16 protein-coding genes, 1 tRNA gene and 1 pseudogene are annotated in these 17,151 nt (G+C 58.7%); 6 read left to right on the top strand and 12 right to left on the bottom strand.

Annotation, left to right across the window (positions count from 1 at the left end):
• Positions 1-163: 163 nt before the first annotated feature.
• From G3A56_RS03580 to G3A56_RS03565, 4 genes are all read right to left on the bottom strand, one after another.
• Complete coding sequence (locus G3A56_RS03580) at positions 164-1,189, bottom strand: DNA polymerase III subunit delta' (protein ID WP_082184245.1); 1,026 nt, start codon at positions 1,187-1,189, stop codon at positions 164-166.
• The gene (gene tmk / locus G3A56_RS03575) at positions 1,182-1,856 is read right to left on the bottom strand and encodes a dTMP kinase (protein WP_082184246.1); all 675 of its coding nucleotides are present in this window, start codon (positions 1,854-1,856) and stop codon (positions 1,182-1,184) included. The genes G3A56_RS03580 and tmk overlap by 8 nt, the downstream gene beginning before the upstream one ends.
• Positions 1,857-1,992: 136 nt before the next feature.
• Entirely contained in the window at positions 1,993-3,159 is a 1,167-nt protein-coding gene (locus G3A56_RS03570) for a D-alanyl-D-alanine carboxypeptidase family protein (protein ID WP_082184247.1), read from the bottom strand.
• A gap of 76 nt (positions 3,160-3,235) precedes the next feature.
• A complete protein-coding gene (locus G3A56_RS03565) occupies positions 3,236-4,324 on the bottom strand; it encodes a septal ring lytic transglycosylase RlpA family protein (RefSeq protein WP_082184248.1) in 1,089 nt (362 codons plus the stop codon).
• 259 nt (positions 4,325-4,583) lie between these two features.
• On the opposite strand from G3A56_RS03565, the pseudogene G3A56_RS03560 reads away from it, so the two are divergent.
• Positions 4,584-4,856: pseudogene (locus G3A56_RS03560) on the top strand (hypothetical protein); the annotation flags it as partial.
• A gap of 75 nt (positions 4,857-4,931) precedes the next feature.
• Here the strand turns inward: G3A56_RS03560 and G3A56_RS03555 are convergent.
• From G3A56_RS03555 to G3A56_RS03535, 6 genes are all read right to left on the bottom strand, one after another.
• On the bottom strand, positions 4,932-5,429 hold the full coding sequence (locus tag G3A56_RS03555) for a hypothetical protein (RefSeq protein WP_164056173.1): 498 nt from the start codon (positions 5,427-5,429) through the stop codon (positions 4,932-4,934).
• Positions 5,423-6,922 (bottom strand): SUMF1/EgtB/PvdO family nonheme iron enzyme, encoded by a 1,500-nt coding sequence (locus tag G3A56_RS03550; protein WP_164056172.1) that lies wholly within the window; start codon positions 6,920-6,922, stop codon positions 5,423-5,425. Before G3A56_RS03550 ends, G3A56_RS03555 begins: the two co-directional genes overlap by 7 nt.
• 322 nt (positions 6,923-7,244) lie before the next feature.
• Positions 7,245-7,334: transfer RNA gene (locus tag G3A56_RS03545), tRNA-Ser, on the bottom strand.
• 89 nt (positions 7,335-7,423) lie between these two features.
• Entirely contained in the window at positions 7,424-7,576 is a 153-nt protein-coding gene (locus tag G3A56_RS28380) for a hypothetical protein (RefSeq protein WP_003496017.1), read from the bottom strand.
• A 433-nt stretch (positions 7,577-8,009) separates the two neighbouring features.
• Positions 8,010-8,237 (bottom strand): hypothetical protein, encoded by a 228-nt coding sequence (locus tag G3A56_RS03540; RefSeq protein ID WP_082184250.1) that lies wholly within the window; start codon positions 8,235-8,237, stop codon positions 8,010-8,012.
• A 15-nt stretch (positions 8,238-8,252) separates the two neighbouring features.
• Complete coding sequence (locus tag G3A56_RS03535) at positions 8,253-8,516, bottom strand: hypothetical protein (RefSeq protein WP_082184251.1); 264 nt, start codon at positions 8,514-8,516, stop codon at positions 8,253-8,255.
• 138 nt (positions 8,517-8,654) lie between these two features.
• Here G3A56_RS03535 and G3A56_RS03530 point away from each other — a divergent pair, with 138 nt between their 5' ends.
• The 3 genes from G3A56_RS03530 to G3A56_RS03520 all read left to right on the top strand — a co-directional run bounded on the left by G3A56_RS03530 (position 8,655) and on the right by G3A56_RS03520 (position 11,351).
• Positions 8,655-9,374, top strand: coding sequence for a hypothetical protein (locus G3A56_RS03530; RefSeq protein ID WP_082184252.1), 720 nt, complete (start codon positions 8,655-8,657; stop codon positions 9,372-9,374).
• Between the two features lie 139 nt (positions 9,375-9,513).
• The gene (locus tag G3A56_RS03525) at positions 9,514-11,007 is read left to right on the top strand and encodes a D-alanyl-D-alanine carboxypeptidase (protein ID WP_082184253.1); all 1,494 of its coding nucleotides are present in this window, start codon (positions 9,514-9,516) and stop codon (positions 11,005-11,007) included.
• A gap of 83 nt (positions 11,008-11,090) precedes the next feature.
• Complete coding sequence (locus tag G3A56_RS03520) at positions 11,091-11,351, top strand: hypothetical protein (protein ID WP_003496006.1); 261 nt, start codon at positions 11,091-11,093, stop codon at positions 11,349-11,351.
• Between the two features lie 94 nt (positions 11,352-11,445).
• Here the strand turns inward: G3A56_RS03520 and gyrA are convergent, their stop codons facing one another.
• On the bottom strand, positions 11,446-14,238 hold the full coding sequence (gyrA, locus tag G3A56_RS03515; RefSeq protein WP_082184254.1) for a DNA gyrase subunit A: 2,793 nt from the start codon (positions 14,236-14,238) through the stop codon (positions 11,446-11,448).
• Between the two features lie 217 nt (positions 14,239-14,455).
• Between gyrA and G3A56_RS03510 the strand changes: the two genes are divergently transcribed.
• The gene (locus tag G3A56_RS03510) at positions 14,456-15,085 is read left to right on the top strand and encodes a MarC family protein (protein ID WP_003496002.1); all 630 of its coding nucleotides are present in this window, start codon (positions 14,456-14,458) and stop codon (positions 15,083-15,085) included.
• Between the two features lie 130 nt (positions 15,086-15,215).
• The gene (locus tag G3A56_RS03505) at positions 15,216-16,364 is read left to right on the top strand and encodes an HPP family protein (RefSeq protein ID WP_082184255.1); all 1,149 of its coding nucleotides are present in this window, start codon (positions 15,216-15,218) and stop codon (positions 16,362-16,364) included.
• A 62-nt stretch (positions 16,365-16,426) separates the two neighbouring features.
• Here the strand turns inward: G3A56_RS03505 and G3A56_RS03500 are convergent, their stop codons facing one another.
• A complete protein-coding gene (locus G3A56_RS03500; RefSeq protein WP_164056170.1) occupies positions 16,427-17,005 on the bottom strand; it encodes a single-stranded DNA-binding protein in 579 nt (192 codons plus the stop codon).
• Between the last annotated feature and the right edge of the window lie 146 nt (positions 17,006-17,151).

Genomic DNA, 17,151 nt, shown 5'->3' with positions numbered 1-17,151 from the left:
CCCGGACATGTTCCGGGGTCCAGTAGCGATTAAGTCCTTGATCGCGAAAGACTCACTGCTCACGGCGCAGGCGCATCGTGGCTGGATGCCGGATCAAGTCCGGCATGACGGAGGAGACGTTTCCGTATCGGTAAAATCGTACGTTTCATACGATTTCCTGTCTTCAAACGCCGCGAATATCTTCCAGAATGGAAAGCACCATCTGCTTCTTGTCGAGATTATAGGCCTGCGCCACGGTAATGCGTTCCGAAAGCGTCGAGGAAAGCCGCGCATGTCTTTCCGCCGCGGCGATATCGCCCGCCATCGCCGCCGACCGCGCCCGATCCATCAACTCTTCCGTCACGTGCTCCATGAAGAAGCCGAGAACGATATCGCCATCCTTCTGCGCCAGAACTTCGGCGAGTTTGTGCATCTGCTTGCGCACCCCCGGCCCCTCCGCCGCCATGACCGAGGCGAAGGCCTCGACGATATCGGAGCCGCCGTAATTCATCAGCTTGAGCGCCTGCGCGACGCTGCCCTTGGAGCCGGCAAGCAGGGCATCGCGTTTTTCGCCGGTGGCATTGATGCCCAGATGCTCGAGGGACTGCACCATATCTCCATCCGAAAGCGGCAGCAGCCGGAGCGGCATGCAGCGCGAACGGATGGTTGGCAGCAATTTGCCCGGCGCATGCGACAGGACGAGGAACATCGCCCGCTTGGGCGGTTCCTCCAGTATCTTCAGGATGGCGTTTGCGGCATTGCGATTGAGATCGTCAGCCGGATCGATGATGACGATCCGCCAGTTGCCGGTGCCCGATGTCTGCGAGAAGAAATGCCCTGCCCGCCGCACCTCATCCACCGTGATGGCGGATTTCACCCGGCCGGTCTTTTCATCCACCGGGCGGGTCAGGTGCAGGAGATTATGCGACGCGCCGGAGGTGATCTGTCGACTGACGAGCGATTCCGGATCGGGATCGGCCAGGAAATCCGGTGCGGAGGCAGGGTCGGGATGGGTGAGCACGTGATTGGCAAAACGGAAAGCGAGCGTCGCCTTGCCTATGCCTTCCGGCCCCTCGATCAGAATGGCATGGTGGCCCTTGCCGGAGCGATAGGACTGCGCCAGAAACGCCTCCGCCTCGCCATGGCCGAAGAGCTTCGTGTTCTGCTGTGGCGCGATTGCGCCATCGAGAACGCCCTGAACCTCACTCATGCCTGGCACTCGCCGCAGTCTCAAGCCGCCCTAGCATAGGTTCCACGAACGACATGACGTCTTCGGCGACCTTTTCTTCCGGCTGGTCGGCATTGACGATCCGGCAGCGACGCGGCTCAGCAAGCGCGATATCCAGATAGGCTTCCCGCCGCTTCTCGTGGGTCTCGATTTCCTCTTTTTCGAACCGGTCCGGTGTTGCGCCCTCATCCGCACGCTTTCTGGCGCGGGCGAGGCCTTTTTCGGCGGCGATGTCGAAGATCAGCGTCAGTTCCGGCACGACGCCGTCGATCGCGACCCGTTGCAGCGTCTCGATGAAATCCGGCTCCAGATTGCCGGTCGTGCCCTGATAGACACGGGAGGAATCGAGAAACCGGTCGCAGAGCACGATCGCGCCCTTCTCAAGTGCCGGGCGAATGACCTCCTCGACATGATCGTTGCGCGCCGCCGCAAACAGGATCGCCTCCATGCGCACGCCGAAGGATTCCGCCGCACCGGAAAGCAGAACGTGGCGAACGGCCTCCGCCCCCGGCGAACCGCCAGGTTCGCGCGTCACGACCACCTCGAAACCACGGCCGCGAAGCGCCTCGGCAAGCGTGCGAATCTGCGTCGACTTGCCGGCGCCCTCGCCGCCTTCGAAGCTGATGAACAATCCGGTCTTTTCGGCCAATGTCACGTCCTGTGAGGAATTCTCAGAAATATTGAAATGCCTGTTTACAGCATCGAAGCGAAAAGTGTGAAGCGCTTTTCAGAAAATCCGGTGGCTGAACAAAAGCATAGGAAAGCTGTCGATTGCGGAAGAGGCCTCAAAGCCAGAACAGCAGCAATTCCTTGAGCGCACCTGCCGCATTCTGGGTCAGTGTGCCCTTGCCGACGGCTGCCTTGGTATAAAGCGGCACTTCCCGCAACAACCTTTCGCCTGAAAAAACCTTGAGCGTTGCGACATTCGCGCCAACGTCGAGTGGTGCATTGAGCGGCCAGCGATAGACGATCCGCCCCGAAATACGCTCCGGATTATTGACCGGCACCAGCACGCTGACATCCTCCTTCGGCGAAAGATCGATATGGGAGACATCGCCGCCATAGACGCTGACGGAGCCAACGGCTTCATCCCTCGCAAAAAGATGGCGTTTTTCGAAGGCCGTCAGCCCCCAGTCCACCACCCGGCGAGCCTCTTCCTGCCGCGTCTTGTCATCGACGATTCCCGCCAGTGCCAGATAGACCCGGCGACCCTCACGTTCCGCCGAAACGACGGCCGCAAAGCCGCTGCCTTCCGCAAAACCGAGGCCGAGACCGTCTATGCCGTTGCCCAACAGCGAGTTCTTGTTGCGCTGGAAAATGCGGTTCCATTCGAAATCCGGCTTGACGAAAAGCCCGTAGCGATCCGGATAGGTATCATGCAGATGCTGGGCGAGACGGACCATATCCCTGGCGCTCGTCTGATTGCCCGGACCGGGCAGGCCTGTCGAATTGGCAAAGGTGCTGCGGTTCATGCCGAGTTCGCCCGCCCGCACTGTCATGCGCTTGGCAAATGCCGGGTCGGAACCCGCCATGCCCTCGGCGATGATGATGCAGCCGTCATTGGCGTTCTGCACGATAATCCCGGTCAGGAGATCATTGATGCTGACGGAGGATTTCAGCGCGGCGAACATGGTCGAGGTTCGCGAGGGCGCGCCACCCGTGCGCCAGGCATATTCCGATACGGGATAAGGCGTCTCGGGCGTCACCTGCCCTTTCGACAGCGCATCCAGAACCACCTCCACCGTCATCAGCTTGGCAAGTGAAGCGGGCGGAAAGGACTGGTTTTCGTTCTGGGAAAGAAGCACCGTGCCGGTCTCGGCATCGATCATATAGGCCTGTTCGGCCTTGGCGATGAAAGGTGCAGTTTGCGATTGCGCCGGATTGCCACCGAAAAGCGCAAACGCCGCCGCTACCGCGACCGGGAGAAAAGAACGATGAATGGCCTTGCGCATGAAACCGCCCAGCTTTCCCTGCCGCAACCCGCCACTCGCGACGAAAACGCAAGTCAGCCATAAACTCTTCATACCGTCAGCGTGTTTTCGCCTGCTGACGCTTCACATGGGCGAGTATGGAATCCTCATTCAGCGCTCCACGATCGACGAGCACGCTCTCGAACGCACGTGAGGTCCTGGAAACTGTAGCAGATTCCTCGGAATAAGCGGCTGCATATTTGGAAGATGGGGTTGGCACGCGCAGATAATTGCCGCCGGGTGCTGCCGGCTCACGCATGAAATTGCCTTCCGGGCGCTCGGCCAGGAACGGACCGATTTCCGGCAGGATTGCAAATTGTTCGAAGGCCGGTGCCGGGCCATTGACCAGCGGCATGGCCTGGAGCGCCGCATTCCTCTTGGAACCCACCAGCGCCGTCTGCGTGGAACCGCCGTAATTGGGGTTGGACGTCGGAGCCGGCACGAAATTCGGGGAAGCCGAAGCCACCATGACGCCGGTCGCAATCTGCCCTTCCGGCGCAACACCCGGCGAACGCGAGCCCTTCGGAATATAGGACGCCATCAGATAAGGCATGTCGTGCCCGTCAAGCGGCGCGCGGCCGGCATATTGCACCCGCACATTCGCCGTTCCGGTTGCCTTCATATCAAGAAGGTCAGCCGTCTTGCTGGAAACGTCGATCAGGCGGCCCTCATGGAAGGGTCCGCGATCGTTGACGCGCACCAGAACCGAAGCGCCGTTCTCCATATTGGTGATGCGCGCATAGCTCGGCAGGGGAAATGTCGGATGTGCGGCGGAAAGATGTTCCTTGTCGTAGACTTCGCCATTCGCCGTCAGGCGACCGTGGAAGGCGGAACCGTACCAGGACGCAAGTCCGGTCTTGTTGTAACCCGGCTCTTCTTTCGGAAAATAACGACGGCCCTTGACGGTATAGGCGTTGCCGACAAGCTCGCGCCCGCCGCCTTTGGGGATGCTTTTTCCGTCTGCCACACGCGGGCTGGCTTTGACGCCATATTCGGATTCGGAAAAATATTCCTTGCTGCGCTTTGGCTTCGGCTTGGTATCGGAGGTGGTTGAACACGACGCTGTCGCGGCGCAAAGCACGGAAATTGCAAGCCACTTCGCACCCGATCTGGTGCTGATGCCGAGTTTCTTGACCGTAGAATTCAAATCGTCTGCCCCACGCTGCTTACAGGCTCGGAGAACCGTACCCTCTTCCGCTTCGATTGCTTTGCCCCTGCCATCGAAGCACCTAACAGTCGCTTAATCTTGTGCATAACGTGGCGAAAATGCGAACGACTTCTGCAAAATCGATAAAATTGTAACGAACGTGGTTAATGATTTATGTCTTTTGGAGGGCGTTGAATACGCGCTTTACCCCTCATAGAAGCCCTCTGCTGCTTCAGTCCCCCTACGGAACAAACGGATTGTCACCGCGTTTCCGCAGGACATGGAGTTGAGAATCGGCCCCGATGGCGTCCGCCCGGTCATTCGAGATCGTGACAGGGACGTGGACCGCCGTGGCCCGCCCCGCATGCGCGGCTGCAGCGAACGCGAAGCCCGCGCCGCCGCCCGCGAGGCCGGCCTGCGCGACCCGGAAGTCGTGCGCGTCACTCCCGGCCGGGTCGTGGTCCAGGGCTTCACCCGTCGAGGACCGGACCGGATCACCTTCGCGAATGAACGTGGTTGTCCGGAAATCTGACGACATATGAAGTTTGGAGCCCGCCGAAAGGCGGGTTTCTTCTTCCCTGATGATGATGCGAGGCCATTTCCGAGATCAATTGATTCTTCTGCGCCTGTAATGAGCGATCACGAGCCATGCTGTACCGAGTGAAACAACGCCTGCGAAGAAGCTCGTCAAAGCAAGATAAACCGGACGCGATTTTAGCTGTGCCGTTTTCTCGCTCAGGGTATTGATGATCGTCGAAACAGATGACGGTGACACGGGTTCCCACCCTTCTTCAATGCGGGCTAACCTTGCTCCATTAACGAAAAGGCCGAGTTCCGGTGCTCCTGGGTCAAGGTTTTCGGCAGAAAGTCCGATTTCCGTATAGTTGAATGAGCCACCTCTCATACCCTTGGTCCACTCATCGCACCGCCAGCATCCGCCCTCACCTTTGCTGCGCCAGTCTTCAACCCACTCCCAAACATTACCGCCCTGTTGGCGAGTGCCGTAGTAACTTTCCGATGCTGCAAATGCATCAACCGTGCTTACGAAGTAAGGCGTACCCTCGCCTAACTGTTCACGTAACGTATAGTTCGCCCCCGTCAGCATTCGCTCCGACGCCGGATTCGGGGGATGTCTGATTTTGTTGGATACTTGAAATATCGGCGATGCTCAGCGTTGTAGTAAGCCGCCTTGTACCACTCATCGTCGCTCGGAATAAAAAATTTTGCGCCGAGGTTTCGAGTCGGCAAGCGCGAGCTATCAAATGACGCCATTGGGGCGGGAAAGACGCGGGTGTCATATGCACCGGTCTTTTCGTCTCCTTCAGTGGTACCCAGCTCCTGTCTGCCGGTCGCAGGGCGACCGTAATGCAGCCAGTTTGCCATACGGGCAAGATCAAACCACGAGACATAGGTTACAGGCCTTGTCTCCCAACCTGGCTTTGATCGATATCTGGCTTTGCCATCTTCGGATATTTTCTCCAAGCCACCAACAACTCCGGTCTGCATATCGGCATTGAAGAGGCCAAAAGTGTCGCCTTCGCGCGCAACCGCGTTCAGGAATTCCGCATATTCCTGATTGGATAGCTCGTACTTTCCTATGTCAAAATCATACTCGACGCGCCCGCGGCCCGTTCTCGGATCATCCGGATTTCCTGTGTCGCCGACACGGACAAACTCGTATTGTTTAAACGGGGCGTCAGGGGATTTTACGAATTCTGGCACCAGCGGGCTAATTCGCGAGGCCACCCGAAAGCCGATGCTGGAGATGGTCACATCAGGATATTCTGTATCCACATATTCCGACCTTACAGCCGTAGCCGGTAACAGCAACGATCCTCCCAGCGCTATGCGCTGGCCTCCGATCGGATCCTCTACCCATTCCAGGGCATTGCCTGCTTGTCCCACCGTTCCGCTGGCAGAACGTGCCGTATAGGCCTCCCGTGCCGATATCAGGTGCGGGAACGGCGCAGCCCAATGGCCATTGAAGTAATTTGCGGATGATGGCCCAACACCGGCGGGCGGCAATTCATTTCCGGTGACATAGCGGCGCAGCTTGTTTTGGGCAGGATCGAAGAACGCGGCCTGACGCCACTCTGCACAATTTGGCAACCAGTATTGTGCGCCCTTATTTCTTACCCATTTCGCGGTATCATATGCGCCGTTGGAATCGTCACCTTCCGTGGCACCTAAACCAGCAGGTTTCAGCGGCTCTCCGTAGTGCATCCAATTCGCATATCTGACAGTGGAGTACCAGCTCACGAATGTCACTGGAAGGTCAGCATATCCGGGTTTTGGTGCATACCTAAAGCCTCCGCGCTCGCCCTCTCTTAATATCCCACCCCAAAAATGTGTCTCCATCATCGGTGAAAACAGCCGATAGGGGTCATCCAGGGCGGCCACCGCATTCAGAAATTCGGCATATTCAGTATTTGTGGTTTCTGATTTCGCCATCGCGAAGTCGCCGCTAACGCGGCCACACGATGATCCATCGCCACCATCGCGTATCACCACCATCTGAGATGCTTTTGCGCTCGATTCACTACCGTTGAAGGTCAGATAAAACAAAGCAATAAAAGCCGAATATGCAAATATATTCATTAATATCTCGAATATATATCAAAATAAAATAATAAAAATCTGGGTGAACGAGTAACCCAAAAGGGTTACGATAGTCAACGCCCAAGAATTGCCTTCCATTTCGTTGGAAAACCGTGGAGCAGGATCGGATCGTTATTGATTTTTTCCACTGTCATCAACATCGACCACCCGAACAAGTGGCTGGCGCCTTCTGATGCGGTGAAATGCGTCAATGCGCTTACATTCGCCGCATCGATAGTACAAAACGTCACGGAAACCGTTGGGACAGATGATCCGGAACCGTTTGAGTACAAAGGTTGAATAGGAAAAGTATGATGTAAAATGGCAGATGGGGTGGGATTCGAACCCACGGTACGCTCTCACGCACGCCGGTTTTCAAGACCGGTTCCTTAAACCACTCGGACACCCATCCATCGGTGGTGAGGCTTTATAGCGGTTTGAAAATGGCCGTCAATCCCGCTGGCGCAAGCCCGCGTCCTCCTCCTGTTGCCAAGCTGTAAATCATTGCCCAGGCGTCGTCGCCGGCGGCAATAAAGAGCCCTCGCCTGAAGGAATCGCGGGGATTTGCTGGCCCGAATCGAACAGCGTCAGGCTGAGAACGATTGCAACAAGCACCAGCAACAGTGCCACGAAGAGAATTCCGGATTTATCCATGCGTCTGCTCATGTCCGGTTATGTTAGGGTCGAATATGTGCAATTCGAGGCAACATCAAGAATCGGGCAACCTGCCGGGGGATTGTCGGATCGCTTTTCCCGTTTTGCAATGGCCAAACCGCTGAAGCAGTCAGGCGGGGCCGCACCGACCTGAAGCTCCCAGCTCAATAGTTGTCGAAGAACCATCTCTCAAAATCTCACCCATTGAGCAAAATTTATGCGTCGGCGTACTGTTTGGGACGGAAGTGGCCTATCGCGTCAGCAATATTGTCGCTTATATAAGCACATCGCTCCCGGGCATTGCCCAACTTTCCCCGAGCGATCAACCTGCCCCGCCCGTTTGCGGGGCTTTTTTCTTTGATACAGTGGAAAAATAGGACCATCGGTGAAAGGCTGGGTGGTACAAACTGCACCTCTTCGCCGGCTCGATGCGTCAGACGCCTATACTCGGCCCGCCGTCGCCGTGCCGTCCGCCACCCTTTAAAATATCCTCGAAAAGATTGAGCAGCGCCGGCGGCAATGTGTCGGAGAGTTCAGCGATGATTTCGTTGGCCCTATTATAGGAGTAGATGGCGCAAAGCGTCAGCACCAAAAGCACAATCCACGGCCAGATCGGCTTGCGCCTCTGCGGCGCCCCGTTCGGTTGTTGCGATATGGTCATGCCAGCACCTTCCGTTCAGGCCTTCACGCGCGGTTCGCCTCCCGGCGCATAGGCGGTTTTCTGCAGGAAACGGAATATGTTGCCGCATTGGCCGCAGCGGATCATGAAATCCGTGGGGTCGCCGGAGGCGCGCTCGGTGCGGAAGCCGCGCGGCATTTCATCGACGCGAAAATCGACGTTGGGCCGGCCCTTTTCATCGGATTCCGACACCTCGGCAAAACCCTGATGGCCACATTTGGAACATTCGAGCTTCCGGGAATATCTGTCACGCGCTGCCATATGCCGTCCTTTGCTTGCATCCCATCAGGTAGCAGCGGCAAAACATCATTTCAATGGCGATCGCCGCAGGTTAAAGCTTTGCCCATCTATTTCCACCCGGGGAAATGCGGCCGATGGCAAGAACGAATCTGGAAGCTCATGCATAACGGAAGCCCCCTGCTTTCATCGTCCCTGATGCGGCGCGTCGTGGTGATCGCCGTCATCATTCTCGTTTTCGTCGCTGCCCTCAATTTCGGCATCAAATGGTATGGCGACCGAATTCTCCAGGCGGGCCACACGACGGCAACCGATGAGGTGCAGATAACAATCGGCAACGATCGGCTGAAGCTTGCCAAAAACACGCTGCGGGTGCCCTCCGAACGTCAGGACGGAGAGCGCGAGCGGGTTGATCTTTATCTGACTTGGCCGGAGCTTGAGGGATATGAAGACGCCAATCGGGCCGCCTTTGATGACCCGGCAAAGGCGGCTGGGCTGATTTTTATCCAGCTGTCGCAGAGCACCATGTCCGAGGATATGTCTGGCCGTTTCGGGCCAATTTATTCCCGGCTGACGGAAGGAGAGCCGGTCCCGTTGAAACATGGCCTGATGTTGCACCGTCTGCGCGCCGATTCCGGTTACGGCAAGGAAGTCATATTGACCGGGAAGCGTGAAGGCGAAAACGACTACGTCGTCCGCTGCCTCCTGCCGCAGACACCGCAGGAGGCGACCGGCAGCGACTGCCAGAGGGACATCCACGCCGGTCAGGACCTCAGCCTGTTCTATCGTTTTTCAGCCAGCCTGCTGCCGCAATGGGCAAAGCTCGACGCGGATATAAAAGCTTATGTCGAGCAGCGCCTCGTAAAAGACAGAAATCCGTGACACGGCACGGGACAGATTGCGGGCGAAAAGTCGCATTTTATGGAAACCGGATACCTTTCATAAACCACTTGGTAACGCCATCCCGATAAAGTTTCTTCCCGGAGCATTCGGGCGGGGCGTGTCCGAGCGGAACAGAAATATGCGATTGAAGAGTTCAGCAGTGTTGAAAAGTCTATCCGGGGCACTTTCGCGCAATGTAGGCGCGGCGTCTTTTGTAAGGTTTGTTGCGTTGACCCTTGCTGCGGCGTTCATAACCGCAACATCCGTGGGAACCGCACAGGCGGATCCGAAATATGCGGGCATCGTCATCGACGCCAAGACCGGCAAGGTTCTCTATGGCGAGGATCCGGACGGCCTGCGTTATCCCGCATCGCTCACAAAGATGATGACGCTTTATCTGACCTTCGAAGCGCTGAATACCGGACGTATCTCGCTCGATTCCAAGGTTCCGGTCTCGGCCAACGCCGCAAAGGAGCCTCCTTCCAAGCTCGGCGTTCGCGCCGGCGGCTCGATCACGGTAGAGCAGGCCATTCTGGCGCTCGTCACCCGCTCCGCCAACGATATGGCGACAGCACTCGGCGAATATCTCGGTGGTTCGGAAGACCGTTTCGCCCGTATGATGACGGCCAAGGCCCGCGCCCTCGGCATGACTCGGACGACATATCGCAATGCCAACGGCCTGCCCAACACGGCGCAGATGACGACGGCACGCGACCAGGCACGTCTCGGCATCGCCCTTCGCCAGCACTATCCGCAATATTACGGTTATTTCTCCACCCGTACCTTCAATTTCGGCAAGCAGGTCATCGGCAACCACAATCGCCTCGTCGGAACGGTAAGAGGCGTGGACGGCATCAAGACCGGTTACACCCGCGCCGCTGGCAGCAATCTCGCGACATCGGCGCAGCTTGACGGCCGCTCCATCGTTGCTGTCGTCCTCGGAGGACGCTCCAGCGCCGCCCGCGACGCCACCATGCGCAAGCTTGTTGCCACCTATCTGCCGCAGGCATCGCGTGGCGGAAACAGCAATCTCATCGCACAGACACGGTCCGCGCCGGTTGAAGAACCCGTCGCAGTAGCAGCAGCCGTTCCTTCCGTAGCCGTTGCCGCAACTGCAGCCGGCCTGCCCAATTCTGGCCCTGTGCCGCAGACCCGTTACGAAGAAGCGCCGGTTACCGCCTTCGCCGGCTCCTCTTCCAATGCAGCCGTAAAGGCCATGGAGGCCGCCACCTGGCAGAAGGGCAAGGATCCCATCAATCAGGCGCCCGTCGCACCCGACCGCAAGTTGATTACCAACTCGACCAAGGTGGACAATATCGTCACCGCATCGACAGCACCTTCCGTATCGTCTGCTCCTTCCGTCTCCGCAAGGGCAGAGGTTTCGCAGGGCGGCTGGGTGATCCAGATCGGTGCATCGCCGGACGAGAATTCCGCTCGCGGCCTGTTGCAGAGCGCACAGGAAAAAGGTGGGGCCGCTCTCCGCTCTGCAAAACCCTTCACAGTTGCCTTCAGCAAGGACGGCTCCCAGATCTACCGCGCCCGTTTCGGCGGTTTCGATGGCCAGAACGCCGCGGTAAATGCATGCAATGCATTGAAAAAGAAAGGCGTCAGCTGCTGGGCGTCACTCCAGTAACGAACGTTTCCACAGGCGGTGGCTTTTGTTCAAAACACCGCCTGACTCCTCGAATTGTGTAATGTGTAGCGAGGCTTTCCAAGATGGCAGTCAACGAGAATTATTCGGACATTGCGTCTGGCAACGGGCATGGCAGTCTGTCGGTTCTGCATCCCATTCACGAGGCGGCAATGCGTATCGCCGATCTCGGTCTCAACCGTTCCAAGGCAAAGACGCGCGATCTCGTCAGCCTGCTCCTGTCGCACGGCGCCCGCGCCTGGCGGGCCAACCAGCCGGAAGCCAGCATCCACCTTCATGTCGCGCGCCGTTCGGGACGGGCGCCTGTCCATATGCGAATTCGGTAAGAACCGGACATAGTCGGTAACACGCAAAGAAAAACCCCGCGGAGCACAGGCTTCGCGGGGTTTTCTGTTGAAGGGCGTAAGGAAACGAGGCGGCTTACGCCTCGCTCTCCGGTGCCTCCGGCGTATTCGGCAGATTGTCGTCCGCCTCTTCGCCATTGCCGTTTTCGGCTTCGTCGTCGCCTTCCGGCTCGTTGATGCGCTCCACGGAAACCACCTTCTCATCCTTCGCGGTGGAGAAGATCGTGACACCCTTGGTCGCGCGGCTTGCGATGCGGATGCCGTTGACCGGCACGCGGATGAGCTGGCCGCCATCGGAAACCAGCATGATCTGGTCGCCTTCGTCGACCGGGAAGGCGGCGACGAGTTCGCCGATCTCGGCTGTCTTCGAGGTGTCAGTGGCGCGGATGCCCTTGCCGCCGCGACCCGATGTGCGGAAATCGTAAGAAGACGAGCGCTTGCCGAAGCCCTTCACGGAAACCGTCAGCACGAATTCTTCGCGCGCCTTCAGCTCCTGATAACGCTCTTCACTGAGCTCGCCCTCTTCGGTCACTTCCTCGCCAACCAGTGCAATATCATCCTCATCGACGCCAGCGGCGCGCCGCTCGGTAGCCGAACGCTTCAGATAGGCGGCGCGCTCCCACGGTTCAGCCTCCACGTGACCCACAATGGTCATGGAGATGATGCGGTCGCCTTCGGCCATGTTGATGCCACGCACGCCGACGGAGTTGCGGCCGGCAAAGACGCGCACATCGTCCACGGGGAAGCGGATGCACTGGCCAAGAGCCGTTGTCAGCAACACATCGTCCTGGTCCGTACAGGTTTCGACGGAGAGGATTTCATCGCCCTCCTCGTCGAGCTTCATGGCGATCTTGCCGTTGCGGTTGACCTGCACGAAATCGCCGAGCTTGTTGCGGCGAACCGTGCCGCGTGTCGTCGAGAACATCACATCGAGCGTTTCCCAGGTCGTCTCGTCCTCGGGTAGCGGCATGATGGTGGTGATGCGCTCGCCGGGTTCCAGCGGCAGCATGTTGATGAGGGCCTTGCCCTTGGATTGCGGCGTACCGATCGGCAGGCGCCAGACCTTTTCCTTATACACGATGCCGCGCGAGGAGAAGAACAGCACCGGCGTATGCGTATTCGCAACAAAGAGACGGTTGACGAAATCCTCGTCGCGCGTCGCCATGCCGGAACGACCCTTGCCGCCGCGACGCTGCGCCCGGTAAGTGGTCAGCGGCACGCGCTTGATGTAACCGAGATGCGAAACGGTAACGACCATATCCTCGCGGGCGATGAGGTCCTCATCGTCCATATCGGGACCGCCTTCGACGATCTCGGACCGGCGCGGGGTGCCGAACTCGTTGCGGATGGAGATGAGCTCCTCCGTGACGATCTGCATGATGCGCAGGCGCGAAGACAGGATTTCAAGATATTCGCTGATTTCCGCGCCGATCTTGTTCAACTCATCGCCGATTTCATCGCGGCCAAGCGCGGTGAGACGGGCAAGGCGCAATTCGAGAATGGCGCGCGCCTGCTCTTCGGAGAGATTATAGGTGCCGTCTTCGTTGATGCGGTGACGCGGATCGTCGATAAGACGGATCAGGCTTTCCACTTCCTGCGCCGGCCAGCGCCGGGTCATCAACTCCTCGCGGGCCGTAGCCGGATCTGGAGCGTGACGGATGACGCGGATGACCTCGTCGATATTGGCAACCGAAATCGCCAGACCCACCAACACATGCGCGCGGTCGCGCGCCTTGCGCAGCAGGTACTTCGTGCGGCGGCTGACGACTTCCTCGCGGAAGGACACGAAAGCGCGCAGCATGTCGAGCAGCGTCATCTGCTCCGGCTTGCCGCCGTTCAGCGCCACCATGTTGCAGCCGAAGGATGTCTGCAGTGGCGTGTAGCGATAAAGCTGGTTCAGGATGACATCGGCATTGGCGTCGCGCTTCAGCTCGATGACGACGCGGTAACCCTGGCGGTCGGATTCGTCGCGCAGGTCGGAAATACCCTCGATGCGCTTTTCCTTGACCAGTTCCGCCATCTTCTCGATCATCGACGACTTGTTCACCTGATAGGGAACTTCGGTGATGATGATCTGCTCGCGGTCGCCGCGCATCGGCTCGATGGTCGCACGGCCGCGCATAATGACCGAACCGCGGCCCGTCTCGTAAGCCGAGCGGATGCCGGAACGGCCCATGATCAGCGCACCGGTCGGGAAATCCGGGCCGGGAATGATCTGCATCAGTTCCGGCAGTTCGATCGCCGGATTTTCGATCAGCGCGATACAGCCGTCGATGACCTCGGACAGATTGTGCGGCGGAATATTGGTGGCCATGCCGACGGCGATGCCGCCTGCGCCGTTGACCAGCAGGTTCGGGAACTTCGCCGGAATGACGACCGGTTCCTGCAGGGTGCCGTCATAGTTGTCGCGGAAATCGACCGTCTCCTTGTCGAGATCGTCGAGCAGCGAATGGGCGGCCTTTTCGAGTCGGCATTCGGTGTAACGTTCGGCCGCCGGCGGATCGCCGTCGATGGAGCCGAAATTGCCCTGCCCGTCGATCAGCGGCAGACGGAGAGACCAGTCCTGCGCCATACGCGCCAGCGCATCATAGATCGCCGAATTGCCGTGCGGATGGAATTTACCCATCACGTCACCCGTGACGCGGGCGCATTTGACGTATTTCTTGTTCCAGTCGATGCCAAGTTCGGACATGCCGTAAAGAATACGGCGATGAACCGGCTTCAGACCATCACGGACATCGGGAAGCGCGCGGGAGACGATGACGCTCATGGCGTAATCGAGATACGACCGCTGCATTTCCTCCATGATGGAAATCGGTTCAATGCCTGGCGGAAGTTTTCCGCCGCCGGGGGGGCTCTGGTCAGTCAAAACGGATCACATTCTCTGTTAAGAATCGGATGGATTTTTATAGCGGAAACAGCCACGTTAAGCCAATTTCCCGGCGAGTTTTGAACAGTCTTTTGCGTCATTTGCAAGACATACACCGCTTTTCGCCATTTAGGTCGGCAAAAGCGCCGCCGCTCCCTTTTAAAGCGGGCGCGACTTGCGTAGGCTCACGCACAAAAAGGCAATAAGCGGGGAAAAAATGGCCAGCAGCGAAACGCTCATCAACGCGCTTACCACACTTCTGGTCACGCTCGATCCGCCGGGTCTCGCGCCCGTATTTCTTGCGCTCACCACCGGCATGACGCGTGGCCAGCGCAGTCAGGTGGCGCTTCGCGGCTCGCTGATCGCCTTCGGCATTCTTGCCGTCTTCGCACTGTTCGGCCTTACCATCCTTAACCTGCTCGGCATTTCACTCGGTGCCTTCCGCATCGCCGGTGGCCTGTTGCTGTTCTGGATTTCCTTCGAGATGATTTTCGAGAAACGCCAGGAACGCAAGGAAAAGACCTCCGAGATCGCCATTACCAAGGACCACCTGCACAATCTGGCGGTCTTTCCCCTCGCCTTGCCGCTGATCGCTGGGCCGGGCGCTATCTCCGCCACGGTGCTGCTGGCGGGGACGATGAAGACGACACTCGAAATGGTCGTGCTCATTCTCATCCTGGCTTTCGCCATGGCCCTCGTCTACGCCGTCCTGATCGTGTCTGAACGCATGGACCGCTTTCTCGGCAATACCGGCCGCGCCATCCTGACGAGGCTGCTTGGCGTCCTGCTCGCAGCCCTTTCCGTGCAATTCGTCGTCGACGGAATAAAGTCGGCCTTCGGCTTCTGAGCTACCGCCCATCTTGATGCCCGTGCAACGAAAACCCGCAACGGGCAGACATTGCGGAAAATCCACCCTTTAAATCCGACACCTGCCTCGGCTAAAAGACGCATGTCTTCCGGATTCGAAAGTTTTCTCCATGCGATCCACGCTGCGCCGCCTCATCCCGGATGCCGCTCCCGTCAGTCACAGGGAAAGGCTGCGTGCCGCAACCGGCGCCTTTGTCGGCATTCTGCTGACCGGGCTCCTCGGCAGCCTCGCGTTACGCCTCGACCCCACCCTGCCCGCCATGATCGCGCCAATGGGCGCTTCGGCAGTACTTCTCTTCGCCGTGCCCTCCAGCCCGCTGGCGCAACCCTGGTCGATCCTCTGCGGCAATCTCGTTTCGGCTTTCGTGGGCGTGACGGTGGCGCTCCTCGTTCCGGATATTTTCCTTGCCAGCGCGCTCGCCATCGGCCTTGCCATTGCCGCCATGATGGCGCTGCGCTGCCTGCACCCGCCAAGCGGCGCGGTGGCGTTGACGGCCGTTCTTGGCGGCCCCGCCGTGCACGGCCTCGGCTATGGTTTTCTCCTCTGGCCCGTCGCCGGAAACTCGCTGATCCTTCTTGCCCTCGCACTCGCCTACAACAATGCCACCGGCCGCGCCTATCCGCACGGTCTGAAGCTGGGAAAGGCGAGCCATGGGACGGCAGACCCGACGCCAATCCAGAAAATCGGCTTTTCCTCGACCGATCTCGATGAGGTGCTGAAGGAATATGACGAGGTTCTCGATATCGACCGCGACGATCTGGAGACCATCCTGCGCAGGACCGAACTGCGCTCCTTTCGTCGCCGCGCCCTTCATCTCGATTGCGAAAGCGTCATGTCACGCGATGTCGTCGGCGTCGCCCCTGACGATAGCCTGCGCCACGCCCATGCGCTGATGCGCAACCGCCATTTCAAGGCTCTGCCCGTGACCAACGACAGGGCCGAAATTGTCGGCATCGTCACGCAGACGGATTTTCTTGAAAAGGCCAGCTGGAGAAACGGCCGCCCCTCCATCGGTTTTCTGCAGCGCCTGCGCCTCATCCTCTCGGGCGCAAGCGCGCCAAACGATACGGTCAAGGACATCATGACATCGCCGGTCAGAACCGTGCGGCCGGAGACTGCGATCGAGGAAGCCATCATCCGCTTTGCGGAGGAAGGGCTGCATTACCTGCCGGTGATCGATGCCAACGGCAAGATGGTAGGCATTGTATCGCAATCCGATGTCATGGTTGCGATGCTGGCGGATAAGGCTGCGGTATAAACAGCCGCAACCTCGAAGCGGGCACAGCCTCGCCATGCCCGCCTTCATTCATTCGCATCCACTCAGAACGGAATATCGTCGTCCATGTCGTTGGAGAAGCCGCCGGAGGGCTGGCCGCCGCCACGGGAAGCACCGCCACGCGCCGGCTGCTGTTCATAACCGCCGCCATAGTTGCCGCCGCCGCTGCTGCCGTAATCGCTACCGCCGAAGTCTCCGCCGCCGCTGCGGGCACCGCCGCCGCCCTCACCGCGACCGTCAAGCATGGTCAGCGTGGAGTTGAAGCCCTGCAGCACGATTTCGGTGGAGTAACGGTCGTTACCGGTCTGGTCCTGCCACTTGCGCGTCTGCAGCTGGCCCTCGATATAGAGCTTGGCGCCCTTCTTCACATATTGCTCGACGACCTTGCACAGGCCCTCGTTGAAAACAACGACCGTGTGCCATTCGGTTTTTTCCTTGCGCTCGCCGCTGTTGCGGTCCCGCCAGCTCTCGGAAGTGGCGATGCGCAGGTTGGCGATCGGACGGCCGTCCTGGGTCCGGCGGATTTCGGGATCGGCGCCAACGTTTCCGATCAGAATTACCTTGTTTACGCTACCAGCCATCTCGTCATCCTGTCCGCCAGCCGTCATGACCGGCAATTGCATTTCAAAAAATTCCGCACACAATAACCATCGCGGCCGCTAAAAGGCACCGCAACAGGGGAACTATCCACAGCGAATAATCTTGAGCTCCGCAGAGGAATATTCGCGCTTGCAATTTGTTCCTTTTTTGTTCTATTGAATCGCGAAAT

Origin of the sequence: Rhizobium oryzihabitans (genome assembly GCF_010669145.1) — a bacterium.
GTDB lineage: Bacteria > Pseudomonadota > Alphaproteobacteria > Rhizobiales > Rhizobiaceae > Agrobacterium > Agrobacterium oryzihabitans.
The sequence above is the reverse complement of the archived record's forward strand: the minus strand, read 5'-3'. Positions and strand labels throughout refer to the sequence as shown.